Genomic DNA, 16,478 nt, shown 5'->3' with positions numbered 1-16,478 from the left:
CGTTCTATCTATTCTTCGGCGTCGACCGTGATTTCTTGCGGGACGTCGACGGGGACGCCACGCACCTTTGCATAGCCGCCGATGGCGACCACGACGGCCGCCAACGTCAGCATGATGGTCAATGTGCGACCACGCTGTTGGCGCAGCTTCTGCAATGCCGCGCTTCGTCCGACCAAAGCCGCGGCCAGAAACATGATCACGAACGCCAGCAACATTTTCGTTCCGATCAGGGCGTGGTAGATCCCGTCGCCCCGATGGTCTTCGATCGCACGAACGTAGTTGTAAAAGCCGCTGATCAAAAACAGCAAAATGCCGGCGTGAACAATGCGTTTCCAACGTTCGGCGACCGCCGCACGCAACGTCTGATGCGACTCATCGGGGATCTGTGACGCGGCGGGCATCAGCACCAACGCGGTGAATGCGCTGCCGCCGATCAAGACGATCGCCGTGCCGACGTGGGTGATGCGCGAGATGACATCCAGGATTTCCACAGCAACTCCGCCGGGTATCGGGTTCGAAAAAGATGGCCATATCGGCCAATGCAAAGATCCAGTGTTGCCTCATCGTAGTGGCTTGCCGAGTGCCGCTGCAGGGGCGATCGACCACACCGATGCCCGGCCCGATCTGGATTACAATCAAGCATCGATCGCACTGTTAACATTAACAATGGCGGTGCCAAAAACCGAGGTGCCGCCGCGACTTGGTGTTCATCCCGCCCTTGGCGACCCCTACCCGTGATAGGGACAGGTACCTTGACCTCCATCCGCTCATCCATGGTCACACGCTTAAACCCGACAACATTACTGCCCGGCATCCTGGGTGGGTTTTCTCTATGGATCAGCTTGGCCGGCAGTTTGGTCGACCCACTGGGCGTTTCGCGCACCGCATCCGCCGAAGATCGAATCAACGTCGTGTGGATCATCGCCGATGACTTGGGACCCGAACTGGGCTGCTACGGGTATCCATCGGTCCAGACGCCGAACATCGATCGGCTTGCCCACGAAGGCCGGCGATACACTCATGCGTTTGCCACCGCACCGGTTTGTTCCTCCTCACGCACCGCCTTTCAAACCGGCCACTACCAAACCACCGTTGGCGGTCATCACCACATCACTCGTGACAAGCAACCGCTGCCCGACGGCATCACGACGGTGACGCAGCAGATGCAAAAGGCCGGTTACTTTGTTTGCAACGGTAGCGGGAAGGCGGACGACAAAAAGTTCGCCAAGTCACACCTGAACTTTCAGTACAAACCTCAAACGTTCTTCGACGGTGTCGATTGGTCGCAACGGACTTCCGGCCAACCGTTCTTTGCACAGGTACAAATCAAGGAACCTCATCGCACATTCGTCCATCGCGATCACGAGTATGCGAATGTACCGATACCGCCTTACTATCCCGATCATCCGATCACCCGCGCCGATTGGGGAAACTACTTGGCCAGCATCGAGGTGCTGGACCGAAAAGTCGGTGCCGTGCTGAAGCGTCTAGATGACGAAGGACTGACGGACAACACGCTGGTGATTTTCACCGGCGACCACGGTCGACCTCACGTGCGCGCCAAACAGTGGTTGTATGAAGGCGGATTGCACGTGCCACTGATTCTGCGATGGCCCGGTCGCATTGCGGCGAAGGAAGTCAGCGACGATTTGGTGTCGTTGCTGGACCTGATGCCGACGACCCTGACCGCCGCGGGCGCTGATGTTCCCGAGCTTCCAGGAATCAATCTTTTGGATCCGGACACCTCGGGCCATGACGTCTTGTTCGCCGCCCGTGACCGATGTGGCGATGCCATCGACCGAATCCGATCGGCGCGAACCAAGAATTTCAAATACATCCGCAATTTCCACCCAGAATTGCCCTACATGCAACACAGCGGATACAAGCGGTTGCAATATCCCGTGGACACTCTGATGCGTGTCTTGCACCAGCGTGGTGAATTTGATTCGCCGTTCATGGCGGATCGTCGACCGGCCGAAGAACTGTACGATTTGCGGACCGACCCGCATGAGCAACACAACCTGGCCGACGATCCACGGTATGCGACCCAGTTGATTCGACTTCGCCAGTCAGTCGACCAATGGATCGTTCGCACCGACGACCAGGGACGATTCGACGAATCCGTCAATGTGGATATGGATGCGTTGATGAAGGAAAAACGCCGGTGGTATGAACAGTCCCTTCGCAAACGCGGTTTAGATCCGGGCCTGTCGGACGAAGAATTTCTGCAATGGTGGGATGAGTACCTGCACGCCGAGCCGTCGAAATGATGCGATCGTCTTTGGTGAATCACTTCGGAATGGTTGGCATCAAGATGCGTTTATCGTCTGGCCAAGTTCGACCGCTCGTGGACATGTTTGTTGCGTTCGTCATCGCGATCGGCGGCTTATTATTGGTCGGCGTCGATCGCGACTGCGCGGCCGGGGATGCAAGGGAATTGCCCAACATCGTCGTTATCTATGGTGACGACATCGGGTACGGCGACTTCGGATGTTATGGCGGAACCGGTGTCGATACGGCAAACATCGACGCCTTGGCCGATGGCGGCATGCGATTCACGTCCGCGTACTGCACGGCGGCGACTTGCACCCCGTCACGGTATTCTTTGTTGACCGGACAGTACGCGTTTCGAAACCAGGCTGCAAAGATCCTTCCGGGCAATGCACCCCTGATCATCGATACCGACCGACCCAATCTTGTCGGCTTCCTGCGATCGGCCGGATACCGCACCGGATTGGTCGGCAAGTGGCACTTGGGGCTGGGACACGCCGACCAGCCGCTGGACTGGAACGGCAAGATTGCACCCGGTCCCGCCGAGGTCGGATTCGACGAATCGTTCAATATGGCCGCCACTGCTGACCGAGTCCCGTCGGTCTACATCCGCGACGGGCGTGTCGTCGATCTCGATCCCAGTGATCCCATTGGTGTGAACTATCAATCCAAGATCGGCAATGAACCGACCGGACGATCGCACCCTGAATTGTTGAAGGTCCAAGCCGATGATCAGCATTCCTGCACGATCGTTAACGGCGTCAGCCGAATCGGGTACATGACCGGTGGAAAAGCGGCCCGCTTTAAAGACGAAGACATGGCCGATACGTACTTGAACGAGGCAATCGGCTTTGTCCGCAGGAACAAAGACCAACCGTTCTTTTTGTACTATGCGCCCAACGAAAACCATGTTCCCCGCGTCATTCACCCACGATTCGCCGGATCATCCGGCCTGGGACCGCGTGGTGACGCTCTGATGGTGTTCGATTGGTGCGTCGGCCGGTTCGTCGAAACACTACGCAGCGAAGGTTTGGAACAAAACACTTTGATCATTCTTTCATCCGACAACGGCCCCGTGTTGTTCGACGGGTATTGGGACGGCGCGATCAACCGATCAGGGGACCACCAGGCCGCCGGTCCCTGGCGTGGCGGAAAGTACAGTCGATGGGAAGGCGGCACGCGGATGCCCTTGATCACCTATTGGCCCGGTACGATATCGCCCGGCGTTTCTGATGCCTTGATCAGCCAAGTCGATTTGTTCCGGTCCATCGCTGCACTGATCAAGATGCCATTTCCCGATGACGCTGCAATGGATGGTCAAGACGTCTCCGCGGCCCTGTTAGGTCATACCGATCAAGGTCGCGACTTCGTCATCCAAGAAGCTTTAACCCAGTTGGCCGTGCGACAAGGTGATTGGAAATACTTGCCGCCGGGAAGCATTACCGAGCGTGGTGGCATCGACCAATGGAAATCAATCACCGTCGATGAACCGGGCTGGTTGTTCAACCTTGCCGATGACCCAGGCGAATTGAAGAATGTTGCCGCGGATCACCCCGATAAGGTTGCACAGTTACGCCGTATCATCGCCGACGTGGCGCCGGAAAAAGTGATCGGTGCCGAAGGGTTGAATAAAAAGCAGCTCGGTTTCTAGCGAGATTCATGATGCATCGACTGTGGTTACTTCTGGGCGTTTTCGCACTTGTTTCAGCCGAGACGTTGGCGGCAGACCGTCCCAACATCGTTCTGTTCTTTGTCGATGATCTTGGCTGGAGCAATCTGGGATATCGCCAGCCGGATCAATTCGACACGCCGAATATCGATTTGCTTGCCCGACAGGGAATCGACTTACAACAAGCCTACGTTGCCAGCCCGACCTGCAGCCCCAGCCGTGCCACGCTGTTGACCGGACAACACCCGGCACGCTTGCAAATGGTTCGCCACATTCCTGGTGGTCCAAAGCATCCGGATTTCGACAAGTTCGGCCGCACCGATGTTGAATTCAACCTGTGGCCCGGTGACCCCGCGCAATTTCCTTGTCGCAATTGGTTGCCGCTGGAACATGTCACTTATGCAGAAGCTTTGCGTGATCTGGGATATTACAACCTGTTTGTCGGCAAATGGCATTTGGGCCACGAACCCTATCATCCCATCCACCAAGGCTTTGATCGTCAGATCGGTACCAGCAACTTTGGTCACCCCAAAGGATACTATCCGCCATACGCGCCCAACGGCGAAGTCTTTCCCGATGCCAAAACACAGTACCTGACCGATCGTATCACCGACGAAACGGTCCAGTTCATTTCGGACTATTCGATCGATCAACCGCTGATGATCTCGCTGTGGTACTACAACGTTCACACGCCCAGTCAGGGGCCGAGCGACTTGGTGCCCAAGTACCAGGGACGCGAAGGTTTGGACGGCAAACGCGCCGAATACGCCGCTCAAATTGCCGCCGTTGATCGTTCGGTCGGACGCGTGCGAAAGGCGTTGGCCGACAAAGGAATCGACGACAATACCCTGATCATCTTCACGTCAGATCAAGGCAGTTTTTTCGAATGGGAACCGTATCGCGGTGGCAAACGCGTCGACACCTTATGCGAAGGCGGTGCTCGGGTTCCGATGATCTTCCACTGGCCCGGCGTTACCGCCCAAGACGCGGTGAATGAAAGCGTCGTTCAAACCACTGATCTGTTTCCGACGCTGGTTGAATTGGCCGGAGGCGACGCGTCGTCGTATGACCACTTGGATGGAGTCTCTTTAATGCCGATTCTGCGAGACAACGTCACGATCCATCGGAACGAACCAATCTTCGGCTATCGCGCGTACGAAGACTTGTATGCATCGGTGCGTGACGGTGACTGGAAACTGCTGGCCTATCGCAGCGGTCAGGTCGCTTTGTACAACGTTGTCAAAGACCGAGGCGAACAACATGACCTTTCCAAAAAGCGTCCTGAGATCACCGAAGAACTGAAACGCGAACTCTGGCGATGGGAAAACAAGGTGGGTGTGGCCCAGTTTTCCGGAATCAGTCCGTGATCGAAAACCACACGAAAACCGACTGCATTCAAGGCTATCGCAGATAGCTAATTGCCGATCCGTTTGGCGTTCTGCGCTGCACCGTTTTGGTGCAAGGTCAATGCATGCGCCGGACCATTTCCGGGACGCAGGTGAAACTCCAACGTCGCCTTGACCGAACGATAGGACCAACGCGTCGGTGAATCCGCAAAGACCTCCTGTGTTGGTTGGTTGGTGATCCCCACCATCATCCGCCCATTGCGATATCGAACGTCAAAGACAAAGTTCGGATTCAGTTGATAACGACCCACCAATCGTTCCGGTTTGACCTTCCCGAGATCCGGCGAATGAGATTCAAACAGATGTCCGGTCATCGCATCACAAGCGGCAAACGCTTGAGATTGTCCTGAATTGGTGCAGACGATCGTCGCAATGTCCGATTCAGGAACCACCCAGATCAACGCAAAGAAATTCGTATTGCTTCCCGCATGATTCCAACCGGGACCCAGCGGCGTCGGAGCACAGATCCAACCACACGCGTATTTCGTTCCCGGTCCTGATTCAACCAACGGTTCGTGCAGATGATCGAATGCTTCCTGCGTTTCCAATACGGGTTCGGGATCGCCCGCCAGATGCCATCGTGCATACTTGGCGTAATCATCAAGAGTGATGTGCAGCGTTCCACATGATGCGTAGACCGTTGGATTCTCTGCACCCCGTATTCTCGGATCAATCGGCGAACCGTCGACCTTGTGCCCCCAAAGCATCGGCGGTTTCATTCGCTTGGCTGTCGCAAGTGATCGAAACTCAGCCGTTTTCATTTCTAACGGGTCGAACACATGCTTCTTCATCAATGCTTCGAACGGTTCTCCTGCACGCGTTTCCAACATCGCAGCGACGACCGCATAACCCAAATTCGAATACACGTATTGTTCGCGATCGCCCGCCGGTGGCTTGGATAAGACGATTCCCAACATTCGGCGTCGCTCCAACGCGGGAGTTCGAGATTCGGCAAAGAAATCGGCCCAGGCTTCCGGTGACAAATCGCTGATGTTGGCCGGCAGTCCGCTTTGGTGCGACAGTAAATCGTCAATGGTGACGGCTTTCAATTTGGGATGAATATGTTGATCAGTCGCCTTGGGCCAAACCTGTCCAATGGTCGTGTTCCATCGGATCTTTTTGGCCTCCACCAAGACCGCGGCCAACGTCGCCGTCATCGACTTGGTGTTCGAACCGATCGCGAATCGATCCGTCGTCTGAACCTGGTCGGTGGTTCCTCGTTTGCGCACTCCCCAGCGTGCGGTTTGCAGCGTCCCTTTTGAATTGACAACGGCCACCGTCATCGCAGGAAGGTCGTGCTTTCGACAGATCTCGCCGATTTTCGATTCTAATTCGGTCTGCGAAGGTTGGGCATCAGCGGTTGGTAATGCCAGCAGCATCATTCCAAGCAGATGGGTTGCAGCAAACGTAAATCGACCGGGGACGACAACGCTGACTTCGATTCTTGGCATGGTAGGGTCTTTCCTGATGGAATGAATAGTTCGGAACGCACTCCCTCGCGTACGCGTTTTGAAGTTGCGTATTTCTGGTAACCCGACACGTGAGTGAGGAAAGAATGAAGTTGACATCGCCTCGCTCGCGCTTCGGTTTACCATAAAACAATGCCTCGGGTATAAGCGCAACTTCAAGACTTACGCGTCGGTTTGCCATTTTTCGTCAAACTCCTGTCCGCCTGCTTAGCGCCCAGGAATCCAAGAGCAACGGATGTTGATTCACCCGTCTTGAAGTTGCAGTCGCCGCAGTGCGACCTCCGCTTTCAGTCGATCTGCTTTTGTAGACAAGACGTCGGTCTGTTGGGTCGTACCGTTTGCAAACCGTGCTTCCAACAGCTTTTCATAAGCCTGCAGATTGTCGACCAACTGTTGGTGAATTTTCAGTCGCTCGGACCGCGTCGTGGCTAGGTCCAATTCGGCTTGCAGCAAATCGTTCTGAACCTGGATCAGTTGGCGATGCTCGGCCCGTCCTACCAGATAGGATTGGTTCACGATTTCGACCAGCGATTTGTATGTATCCCGTCGCTCGGTCAAGAGTTTACGAATGACGGGATCCATGTCATCCATGTTATTCGAATTGGCCTCGTGGTCGCTTGGTTGGTTGTCAGCGTCTGAATGCTGAATCACTAACAGGCCGGCGGTGATGGCAACCAAGATGGACAGGATCATCCGCAAATGCATGGAGGGTTCCTCTGAAAAGATTCGTGTCGGCCTCGTCGATAACGCTAATCTAGCGTATCGTTCGACTCGCCAGCGCTAATCTTGGCATGCGGATACGGTGCATTCCGCCTGGTGGTGCTTCCGCGATCGGGCGTCTGTACTCGCGTTCAGTTTGTCCGGGAGGGCGATGATTCGGGGCCCCCAATTTATCAGAGAACGTAAACCGTTGAAGCCATTGCAGTCGAAAACAACCGATCTTCCTTCTTGCAACTCGTGAGTGCTCCCATGCCATCGCCCGACTGGAATGATCGATTTTCGGATAGCGAGTATGCGTACGGAACGGAACCGAATGGGTTTCTGGTTCGACAGGCGTCCCGCGTGTCGGACCCCGTTCTGTCAATCGCCGAGGGCGAGGGACGCAACGCCGTGTATCTGGCCGGCAAGGGTCACAGTGTTCATGCAGTTGATGGTTCCAAAGTCGGGCTTGCAAAAGCCGTCAAACTGGCCAATCAAAATGGCGTGCAAATTTCAACCGAAGTTGCCGATTTGAGCGACTACGAACCAGCCGAAAGCGCTTTCGGATCCATCATTTCCATCTATGCACACTTGGACGGATCGATACGTCGGCGACTGTATCCGCTGCTGGTCCAAGCCCTCAAGCCCGGAGGCATTTTGATCCTGGAGGCCTATTCGGAGAATCAGATTGGTCGTGGGACGGGAGGGCCGGCCAATGTCGACTTGCTGATGTCCTGCAGCAAGATCGAACAAGAATTTGGAATTCTTGAAACCGTTCTACTGCACGAAACCGAACGTGAAGTCCACGAAGGAAAATTCCACACTGGCACGGCATCGGTCATCCAGTACGTGGGGCGACGTGGGTCTTGAAACCGCTCCAAGAATGGATCTGAACGGACCAATCGAATGTCAGTCGGTCAATCGAAACTTATGAGTCTTGAGCCGTGAATTCAGACGTGGCTTTAGAATTCCAACAAACAACGTCGCCAAAATGCAAAAGGAACTCGGTTCAGGTACAGAAGTAACATTGATCGATGTGATCGAGGCAGTCACTGAATACAATACTTGTTGCGAGAACCCATTTTCACCTGAAAGTACAAGCTCAGCTTTCTCAAAAGAACTCAAATCAAAAGTAGTTGGTAGCGAATCATCTGCGAAAACCGTTCCTTGTTCGTCTTCAAGCGTGATCACCAAATCGACATAATCGATTCCGTCGACAATTAGAGTAGACGGAGTTGTATCTCCAGATGCCCAAAGCACGACGGTGTCATGTCCATTGAAATTGTTTTCTACTCTAATGTCGAAGAAGTCAGTGGTCTCGAAGAAGCCACTTGCGTTATTCGTTCCCTGCAAGAAGTTTTTGCTAATGTCAACTCCATCGTATGATCCTATCGAAGCATCATTATCTGAGTCGACCAATTGAGTGTCGTATTGGCCAATTCCGGAAAGCGTGTCGCCGACGCTGACCTGACCGCCGAGAATGTTTTGGTTATCGACCACCTCGACAACCATCGCGGACACCTCCAGTCTCACAAAGGGAGCAGCATTAGCGGAACTGCAGCCCACCAGTACGGCGAAAACGGCGGTGAAACGAAACCATCGGTGATAGGTGTTCATGTGGGTTCTTGTTGCGTGTCTGGGTCTGAAAATCAGATCTGGTTGCACTTCTTGGGCAGGCTGATGGTGGGCTCTGTATCCTGGCGATCTCGCATTGTACTCGCTCTGGGGGGGGCGCGTACAGCACCAGACGAGTCCGCGTCTCACTTCTGCCCTCGATTTGTTCGATTTGACGACAGCACCTGGTCGACTCGATTCGGCGTTTGGACAGACTCTAGTTGTCATCGTATCTGCTAGCGGTTCAGATCCCTGACTGGCGGCATGAGAGTTGGCTGACCGCATGAATGCTCCCGACCGCGTTTTTGCCATGCGTCGCCGGCGGAACGGCCCTCTCGACGATCAACGCAAAGGGTGCGTGAGCGATCGCGTCGCGAAAGACATCAATGGACTCACCCCCACCAACTTGAAAGTTCGGTTGCATGATGAATCGGTTGGGTGTTGAGGCTGCGATCAATGCATCGGTATTCGTGACCACATGACAAAGGGACGCGAATGCAAAGCCTTGCAAACGCTGTGGACATGCCAGCATCAGGTGAGGGCAGTTCGCTATCAATGTCCCCGGTTATTTGTCCGACAATGGCTTCATCGTGAGATCGAGTTGACGCGAAAACGCTTGCCCGTTCTTCCGTGAGCTTGTGGGGGGGGGAGGTGGCGATCACCATACTGTGGGCGTATTCCAACGCACTGATTCAAATCCTTGCCGTCAACGACCGCGCGTCATCGGACTTCCCATCCAAAATCCAGCAAGTCTGAACGAGAGCATCTGGCCGATGTCAGCCTTTCGCTGTCCCAACGCTCGTCAATCTTCAAGCCAATGAATTTCAAAGAAGAAGCTCCCGAAATTGATCCCCCTTGGACTCAACGGGAAGAGCTGAATGCGGCGTTGCTACGGCGTTGGCTGAAGGCGGGCTGGGAAGCCAACGACAGCTCGTTGGTCGACGAACATTTTCATCCGGAATGTATCATCAGCGGTCTGGCACCGGAGGTGATCGAAGGTCTGGATGAAATGCGGGTCACTCACCGTGCAATGTGCGCCCGACTGCACCACCGCACCGCCACGATTCAATTTCTGTTGATGCGGGGCGACCAGTTTTCGGCCGCCATGGAGTTCGAGGGGCGTCAGCGTGACGCGAATTTGGACGTCGCGATGGAAGTCTGCTGCTTCGGAACGATGCGGAACGGGCTGATTTACAGGGCCCACAACATCATCGACTACACGGGACTGTATGCGAAACTGGGACTGCTAGATCTCGGAAAACTTGCCGAACACTTTGGCTGAATCTCGCGGCATCCGACAGGTCGCATCCTGTGGATGCAATCCCATGTGGTGGAATCGTTTACCATGATTGCGATGGTTGCTGCGATCATGGTCCACTCCCGATAAAGGCCCGGGAAGCTTGATGGAATTCAACGCCGGATCGGGCGACCAACGCTGACAAACACGCAATCACGAATGACCACGCCCAGGATTTGACCCAATGGAGCTGACCGCAACACCCGTGCCCGAAAGCCGCAGGGTCACCAGTACGGCGATTGAATCGCTGCTTGATCTTGCCGCCATTGTCATCCTCTGTTTGGGCGTTGCGGCATCGATCACGGTGTTGGCATGGGTCGGGATCGTGGGTCTCGGCATGGCTTGCTGGTTGATCCTGGGATCATTTTTGAACTGGTTGGTGTTCCGGGCATTGGCCGAAGTCATCCGCCTGTTGAAGCGATCGGTGGATCTGGACTATGCCGGTCGTATTTCCGGGTCGTACGTCGACACAGTGATGACCTGCAGCAACTGCGGCGCGATTCTACGGTCTGATGTTTGTTGTGATTCCTGCGGCGCACGACTGACAAAGGTCGACCCCAAGGATTGATCCGTCATTCACCAAGGAGCGGTCGAAGTGGATATCTTCGTTTCACTGTACAAGCTCTGTGGCTATCCCATGGAATGAGGGTTGCCGGCGATGGATTCGAACCCAACCAACTCGCGATTTCTGGGAATGGTGACCGTCGCCATGGTCGCCGCGTTTCCCTTCCTATGCCAATTTTCAGAAGTGATGTTTGCAGTCGGTAACTCGATCGCCGTGCAAGTGATTCGAACCGGAATCTGCTGGCTTTGTGCATTGATGATTTGGCGTGGTTCGAAGTGGTTCCGGATCGGTACATCGGTGATCGCCCTCTCGTTCGCCCTGGTCATCATGCTGACGCTATTGCTGACGTTTCCCTTCAACACCGATCCCACATCGCAACGAATCATCACGCTAGGCTTCGTGGTCTATCTCGTGACCTGCGGGGTGTTGCTGCTATTGCCATCCACGGCAAAGCCGAAGCAAAGATGACGGAGGAATGTGCATCCATGCCGTAATGGTGGCGGAGCAGTGTCCCGCACCGTGGAGTCGGATCAGCCGATGGGAAGGCGGCGACGCGCGAGTTGACCGGGCCGTTCACCCGGTGAAACGGTCCGAGACCTCCGGAACGATTCGGGATGCCGAATAGAGCACGGCCCGGTGGGGCGACCGCAGTGTGCTGGTGCCATTTGCCGGTTTTAGTGATTAGTGCAGCCCGGTTGGTGGCGAAACACGTGGGCGGCGATGCAATGCGGGTATCAAAACGATGACAGGGTTTGGTTCTGACATAGGGTTACTTCGAGCGGCGTCGTCATGGTCTCCGGTGATTTGGCCATGGCTTCGTCGCTCCGTTTTGGCTTCCGGTCGATCAGTCGTCTGCATGGGCGTGCAGCTGAGTCACCGTGTGGCAGTGTGGTTCCACTGTTCGACCGGAAGCCTTTCATTGCGCTGATGCTCTCGATCCAGCGTTCGTCCCCACGCTAAAAGGGGACGGGGGTCTTTTCTCGTCTCGATCCTATCCGTGGCTTGCGTGCTGCCCGAAGATCATGGCCAAACTTCGATACTCTGTTCGCGATTTGTTGCTCGCATTAACGCTGATCGCGATCTGCCTTGCTGCAGCGACATGGTTTGCGCGAACTTTCGGAACCGTTGCTATTACCGATGCAACTGCGGAGACCGCCAATCGAGCGCTCAAGGGCTTTACGACAATTCCTTCAGACGCAACCAACGTCAATGTTCGATACACGCCCGGCGCATCTGCGACAATCAAGTTCAATTTGCCGCGGACGGAGTTCCTAGGGTGGTGTGAAAGCAACAAATGGAACGTTGTTCCGGACAAAGGTGGCAGTCGTTTCGAGTTTGTGTCTCCTCGCGGTAGCGGGTCGTGGTGTCACGGCAAGGTTTGGTTCGTCCTTTTTTCGGACTGATCATTCAATGTAGCGAATCGGCTTCACGCGAAGGACGACGCAGTGCAGCCGAGCGGCGAAGTCGAGCACTTTTGAATGGACAACCTCGGTTCGCCAGTCGGATAGATTGGTGATTTTACCTTTCGCTTGAAATCAGACTTCGCAGGCATTTCATGGAAATCCTAATTGTTGGTGCAATTACCGGTGCTGGGGTCGTAACCGGTCTTTTGTTTGCATTCTCGAATTTCGTTATGCAAGCTCTGGCAACGATGCCAAACGAACAGGGCATGCGTGCGATGCAGAGAATCAACGAGAAGATTATCAACCCGATCTTCGTCGCGTTCTTTTTGGGGACGCCACTGCTTTGTGCGGTGGTCGGCGTGGATGCACTGATGAACCTTGAGAGCGAAAGATCGGGATTGTTGCTTGGCGGGGCTATTCTTTATTTGGTTGGCCCATTCGCAATCACGGTGCTTTTCAATGTCCCACTGAACAACCGATTGGCAGAGGCTAGCCTTTCGGAGGCTGATGTCGTTTGGCCAGACTACCAGTGGCGTTGGCAACGTTGGAATCATACGCGAACGTACGTCGGCATCGTTTCCATCGTACTGTTAGCTGTCGGGCTCATCGGGTGATATCGAGTTCGTCGCCGACGTTTCAGTGGGGGAGGGCGAGTAGTTTGAGGAAAACCAAATTCTTCTTTGGGGGAGTCAAAACTGTCGACTCCAATCCGTTGTCCGTTCATCCGCAGGCCCCCGGAGCAGCGAAGCGGCCCAGGCCGATCTTTTGCTTCAGGCTCTTACGACCTTCGGCGGCTTTGACGCTGCGGAGATACTTGTCCGCTTCGATCTGTTCCCGCAGCGAGTGCTGCGCGGCGGAGTGACCGTCACCCGAGGCGCTCGCCGGCTGGGCCGCGTTGGATGCGATTTGGTCGGTGATCGTTTCGACGGATGGATCTGCCATGCCGTCAACGATTGGCGTTCCACCCCTCCCGTTCAACGGGAAAAACCGGGCTTCAGAATCGAATCACCGAACTCCGTTATACCGGTGTAATTCCAGTCATTTTGGAGGCGGAAAGAGCGGCCAAAATATGTAGGAGGTTTTCTGGTTCTGAGCCAAGGTGATTGATGTACAAACAATCCCTGCCAGAACCGTTGCCTTACCGTTTCACCAACTGGGGGAGAACGGTTATAATGCCGCTCATCTGAGGGGAAGTCGGCCCGGGGCAAATCTGTTGAAGCCGATCCGAACGGGCATTCTCTCCGAAACCACTGAAGGGTATAGAGTCACCTGAATTGGTCGCCTCCTATGATACGCACTAGTACGTTGCAAATAGCGTTGATTGCTCTTGCTTTCTGTTGCGGCAGCGATAGTTTTTGTCAAGAAATGCAGATTTGGAAGACAAAGAACGGTCACTCAACAAGTGCGCTATTCTGGGAGCTGGACGAAGCCGCAGGCACCGTCACGCTTCTAGTTCCGCGTAGAATCGATCTCGACATTCTTGACCTACAATCAGTATTGCAAGCGCGACGGATGGACTCTGCCTCGAAGGCTGAAAAAGCGAACCGCGCAACCGACCAGACGAACGCGAAAATTGCCACACGCAGGGTCGGCAAGGTAGAGTCGTTCGTCGGAGAAAAACGGTACATTCTAGGAATTGTGGTTTGGGGAGTCGGTGATTTTGCCTTCTTCGACCCAAGCGTTGTATTACCGGATGATCCCGACCGACAAGCTGCGACTAAGCGTAAATATAGAGTGGAAAAGTTGCCCATAAAATCAGAGGTCACCCTTCTCGACCGTGCAAAACACCCAGTAAGTGGATCCTGGGTATACCAAGTTCAACACGCCAAGGGAAAATTTTGGGTTCTTGAAGCTGAGCTCTCAACTACGCCTAAAAGTTTCGCCGAATTCATACGCGGCGAATAACCCCTTAGTGCATCCGAGCAGCGAAGTTGGACAATTTCTCGTCGTCGGTCGATTGGTGACGTTTTTTCATATGAGGCAATGCAATCCGTGGCTATCTACGACAAACCAGTTCGATTGCTTATGCACGATATGGCCAGCGAGTTTGCGCTGCAGCCTGGTGAAGCTTTCACACGCCAACGAGCTCTTGACTGGTTCGCTGAGCACTACCCGAAGATAAAGCAGGGAACGATCACAGCACACCTAATTCGTCTTTCCACAAACGCGCAAAGCCGACTGCACTATAGCGCAAAGCCCGGCGACGACGACCTATTCTTCCAAATCGATAGCGGCCATTACCGCCTTTATTCCACAGAATCCGATCCCGCCCCAATTTGCACTGTCAACGGACGCAAACCAACGCTGCCAACCGGCGAAGACGAATCGGAAATTCAACCGTCCAACGAATTCGCCTACGAAAGAGATTTGCGGAATTATCTGTCAAAAAATCTCTCAATCATTGAGGCGGGCCTCACACTGTACGAAGAAGAAGGAATAAATGGAATCGAATTCCCGGTGGGCGGGCGATATATCGATATTCTCGCAGTAGATCACACGAATAGCTATGTTGTCATCGAACTGAAAGTCTCGCGCGGGTATGACCGCGTTGTGGGGCAATTGATGCGTTACATGGCCTGGATCAAGAAGAACCAGGCCGATAGCGGGCAACGGGTACGCGGCATCATCATTGCGCGGGATATCAGCGAAGACTTGTTGCTTGCTTGCTCATTGCTTGATGACATCCAATTATTCGAATATGAATTGTCTTTGGTATTGTCGGAAGTCGGCAAGGAGCATGGGGAATAGACCAACGGAAATCCTGCATCATTGGTCAAATCTAAGGGACGGGGGGCTTTTCGCGTCTCAACGCCATTCTCGGCCAGCGTGGTACACAAAGATCATGGGCAAGATTCGATATTCACTACGCGATTTGTTTCTCGCGTTGACGCTGATCGCGATCTGCCTTGCTGCCGCGACATGGTTTGCACGAACTTTTGGCACAGTTGCGGTTAGCAATGCGACTGCGGAGACCGCCAACAGGGCGCTCAAGGGGTTTGCGACGATTCCTGAGGACGCAGCAAACGTCTATGTTCGATACACGCCTGGCGCATCTGCGACAATCAAGTTCAATTTGCCGCGGAGCGAGTTCCATTCGTGGTGTGAAAGCAACGAATGGGAGATCGTTCCCGACCAGGATGGCAGGCGGTTTGAATTTGTGACTCCCCGTGGTAGCGGATCTTGGTATCACGACAAGGTTTGGTTTGTCCTGTTTTCTGACCGATGATCGATTGTCGCGATCTTTGTCTGCGAGAAGGACAAGGACAAACGCGGGAAGGAGGTTCTTTTCCTTCCAAATAGCAAAGACATCCGACCGAGCTTTTCGAGTAATCGCTTGCGGTCGCCGTTGACCGGCAGCTCTAGATCCCTGGTGATGGGAACGCGTGGATGCGTAGGGTGCCTTCCCAGATGGTTTGGAAGGTCGTCGCGTTGTGCTTGATGCGTAGCAGGCCCAGGTAGTAATTCGGTGGCCAGGTGGCCGTGGTCGCGGTGTCGGGATCCAGCAGGATGTAATGCGATCCCGGTGTCCCAAGGATGTCGACTTCGTGACTGATCTGGACCAGGTCGTTCAGCCAGCCTTGCAACTGAACCTTCTTGCCGGCCAGGTCCGCACCGGTGCCGGTGATGTTGATCCGCCGGGCTCGGTTGCCGCTGTAGTCGTCGCCGCTGCGGAAGTCCATCGCGAAGCCTTGCAGCGTGGTCCCCGGCGGATGGTTCTCCACAAACTCCAACTCGGCCAGCATTCGTGCGACTGATTCCCTGGCCGATCCTGGAATGATTGGGGTGGCGTTGTGAGGTGCTCTCGTTTACGCGGGCGTCTTCGGAATCCCATCGTGTCGCTGAAGATGACCGGCACAGATTGCCAGGGACGCAGACGCGTTCGTTTTCGCTTCGTTTCGAGACTGGTCGAGAGAGTGGAAACGCATCACAACAACCATTCCGAGCCAGAAAAGGCCTGCAATATTGTCCGGAGTGGTTTTGCACAGCCAGGACGATTCCACTCCACTGGCCTCCGATCAACTCCGGTGTTGCCCCCACCTGGCAAGCTGGCTTTTCATCGTCTTTGTGTTGCGGCTTGAAGGGGG

18 protein-coding genes are annotated in these 16,478 nt (G+C 54.6%); 12 read left to right on the top strand and 6 right to left on the bottom strand.

Going from position 1 to position 16,478, the window contains the following annotated elements; all coding sequences use genetic code 11:
• Positions 1-8 precede the first annotated feature (8 nt).
• Positions 9-491, bottom strand: a complete 483-nt coding sequence (locus tag Mal65_RS26160; protein ID WP_145304465.1) for a hypothetical protein — start codon at positions 489-491, stop codon at positions 9-11.
• Between the two features lie 282 nt (positions 492-773).
• Between Mal65_RS26160 and Mal65_RS26155 the strand changes: the two genes are divergently transcribed.
• From Mal65_RS26155 to Mal65_RS26145, 3 genes are read left to right on the top strand one after another with little or no spacing between them, the layout of a single operon-like run.
• Entirely contained in the window at positions 774-2,270 is a 1,497-nt protein-coding gene (locus tag Mal65_RS26155; RefSeq protein ID WP_145304463.1) for a sulfatase family protein, read from the top strand.
• Positions 2,267-3,922: a sulfatase family protein gene (locus Mal65_RS26150; protein ID WP_196784451.1), complete on the top strand. Its 1,656-nt coding sequence runs from the start codon at positions 2,267-2,269 to the stop codon at positions 3,920-3,922. Before Mal65_RS26155 ends, Mal65_RS26150 begins: the two co-directional genes overlap by 4 nt.
• Positions 3,923-3,930: 8 nt before the next feature.
• A complete protein-coding gene (locus Mal65_RS26145) occupies positions 3,931-5,307 on the top strand; it encodes a sulfatase (protein WP_145304459.1) in 1,377 nt (458 codons plus the stop codon).
• Between the two features lie 47 nt (positions 5,308-5,354).
• Here the strand turns inward: Mal65_RS26145 and Mal65_RS26140 are convergent, their stop codons facing one another.
• The gene (locus Mal65_RS26140) at positions 5,355-6,797 is read right to left on the bottom strand and encodes a serine hydrolase (RefSeq protein ID WP_165701553.1); all 1,443 of its coding nucleotides are present in this window, start codon (positions 6,795-6,797) and stop codon (positions 5,355-5,357) included.
• Between the two features lie 261 nt (positions 6,798-7,058).
• Positions 7,059-7,520 carry a hypothetical protein gene (locus Mal65_RS26135; RefSeq protein ID WP_165701552.1) on the bottom strand — a complete coding sequence of 154 codons (462 nt, stop codon included), beginning with the start codon at positions 7,518-7,520 and terminating at the stop codon, positions 7,059-7,061.
• Between the two features lie 264 nt (positions 7,521-7,784).
• Here Mal65_RS26135 and Mal65_RS26130 point away from each other — a divergent pair, with 264 nt between their 5' ends.
• Positions 7,785-8,384, top strand: a complete 600-nt coding sequence (locus Mal65_RS26130; protein ID WP_145304453.1) for a class I SAM-dependent methyltransferase — start codon at positions 7,785-7,787, stop codon at positions 8,382-8,384.
• Between the two features lie 39 nt (positions 8,385-8,423).
• Here Mal65_RS26130 and Mal65_RS26125 read toward each other — a convergent pair whose 3' ends face one another.
• Positions 8,424-9,131 carry a hypothetical protein gene (locus Mal65_RS26125; protein ID WP_145304452.1) on the bottom strand — a complete coding sequence of 236 codons (708 nt, stop codon included), beginning with the start codon at positions 9,129-9,131 and terminating at the stop codon, positions 8,424-8,426.
• Between the two features lie 814 nt (positions 9,132-9,945).
• On the opposite strand from Mal65_RS26125, the gene Mal65_RS26120 reads away from it, so the two are divergent.
• The 5 genes from Mal65_RS26120 to Mal65_RS26100 all read left to right on the top strand — a co-directional run bounded on the left by Mal65_RS26120 (position 9,946) and on the right by Mal65_RS26100 (position 13,007).
• Positions 9,946-10,410: a nuclear transport factor 2 family protein gene (locus Mal65_RS26120; protein ID WP_145304450.1), complete on the top strand. Its 465-nt coding sequence runs from the start codon at positions 9,946-9,948 to the stop codon at positions 10,408-10,410.
• A 199-nt stretch (positions 10,411-10,609) separates the two neighbouring features.
• Entirely contained in the window at positions 10,610-10,993 is a 384-nt protein-coding gene (locus Mal65_RS26115) for a zinc ribbon domain-containing protein (RefSeq protein ID WP_145304448.1), read from the top strand.
• Positions 10,994-11,083: 90 nt separating this feature from the next.
• The gene (locus Mal65_RS26110) at positions 11,084-11,458 is read left to right on the top strand and encodes a hypothetical protein (RefSeq protein ID WP_145304446.1); all 375 of its coding nucleotides are present in this window, start codon (positions 11,084-11,086) and stop codon (positions 11,456-11,458) included.
• A gap of 554 nt (positions 11,459-12,012) precedes the next feature.
• Positions 12,013-12,393, top strand: a complete 381-nt coding sequence (locus tag Mal65_RS26105) for a hypothetical protein (RefSeq protein ID WP_145304444.1) — start codon at positions 12,013-12,015, stop codon at positions 12,391-12,393.
• 152 nt (positions 12,394-12,545) lie between these two features.
• Positions 12,546-13,007, top strand: a complete 462-nt coding sequence (locus Mal65_RS26100; RefSeq protein WP_145304442.1) for an anthrone oxygenase family protein — start codon at positions 12,546-12,548, stop codon at positions 13,005-13,007.
• A 106-nt stretch (positions 13,008-13,113) separates the two neighbouring features.
• On the opposite strand, the gene Mal65_RS26095 is transcribed toward Mal65_RS26100, so the two are convergent.
• Positions 13,114-13,335: a hypothetical protein gene (locus Mal65_RS26095; protein ID WP_145304440.1), complete on the bottom strand. Its 222-nt coding sequence runs from the start codon at positions 13,333-13,335 to the stop codon at positions 13,114-13,116.
• A 345-nt stretch (positions 13,336-13,680) separates the two neighbouring features.
• Here Mal65_RS26095 and Mal65_RS26090 point away from each other — a divergent pair, with 345 nt between their 5' ends.
• The 3 genes from Mal65_RS26090 to Mal65_RS26080 all read left to right on the top strand — a co-directional run bounded on the left by Mal65_RS26090 (position 13,681) and on the right by Mal65_RS26080 (position 15,619).
• Positions 13,681-14,298: a hypothetical protein gene (locus Mal65_RS26090; RefSeq protein WP_145304438.1), complete on the top strand. Its 618-nt coding sequence runs from the start codon at positions 13,681-13,683 to the stop codon at positions 14,296-14,298.
• Between the two features lie 87 nt (positions 14,299-14,385).
• A complete protein-coding gene (locus Mal65_RS26085; protein WP_145304436.1) occupies positions 14,386-15,141 on the top strand; it encodes an endonuclease NucS domain-containing protein in 756 nt (251 codons plus the stop codon).
• A 94-nt stretch (positions 15,142-15,235) separates the two neighbouring features.
• Positions 15,236-15,619, top strand: a complete 384-nt coding sequence (locus tag Mal65_RS26080) for a hypothetical protein (protein ID WP_145304434.1) — start codon at positions 15,236-15,238, stop codon at positions 15,617-15,619.
• A 133-nt stretch (positions 15,620-15,752) separates the two neighbouring features.
• Here the strand turns inward: Mal65_RS26080 and Mal65_RS26075 are convergent, their stop codons facing one another.
• The gene (locus Mal65_RS26075; protein WP_145304432.1) at positions 15,753-16,136 is read right to left on the bottom strand and encodes a hypothetical protein; all 384 of its coding nucleotides are present in this window, start codon (positions 16,134-16,136) and stop codon (positions 15,753-15,755) included.
• Positions 16,137-16,478: the final 342 nt, after the last annotated feature.

Source organism: Crateriforma conspicua, assembly GCF_007752935.1.
In the GTDB taxonomy this organism is placed as follows: Bacteria; Planctomycetota; Planctomycetia; order Pirellulales; family Pirellulaceae; genus Crateriforma; species Crateriforma conspicua.
Note: the sequence above shows the minus strand (reverse complement) of the source record. Positions and strands in the feature narration are given on the sequence as shown.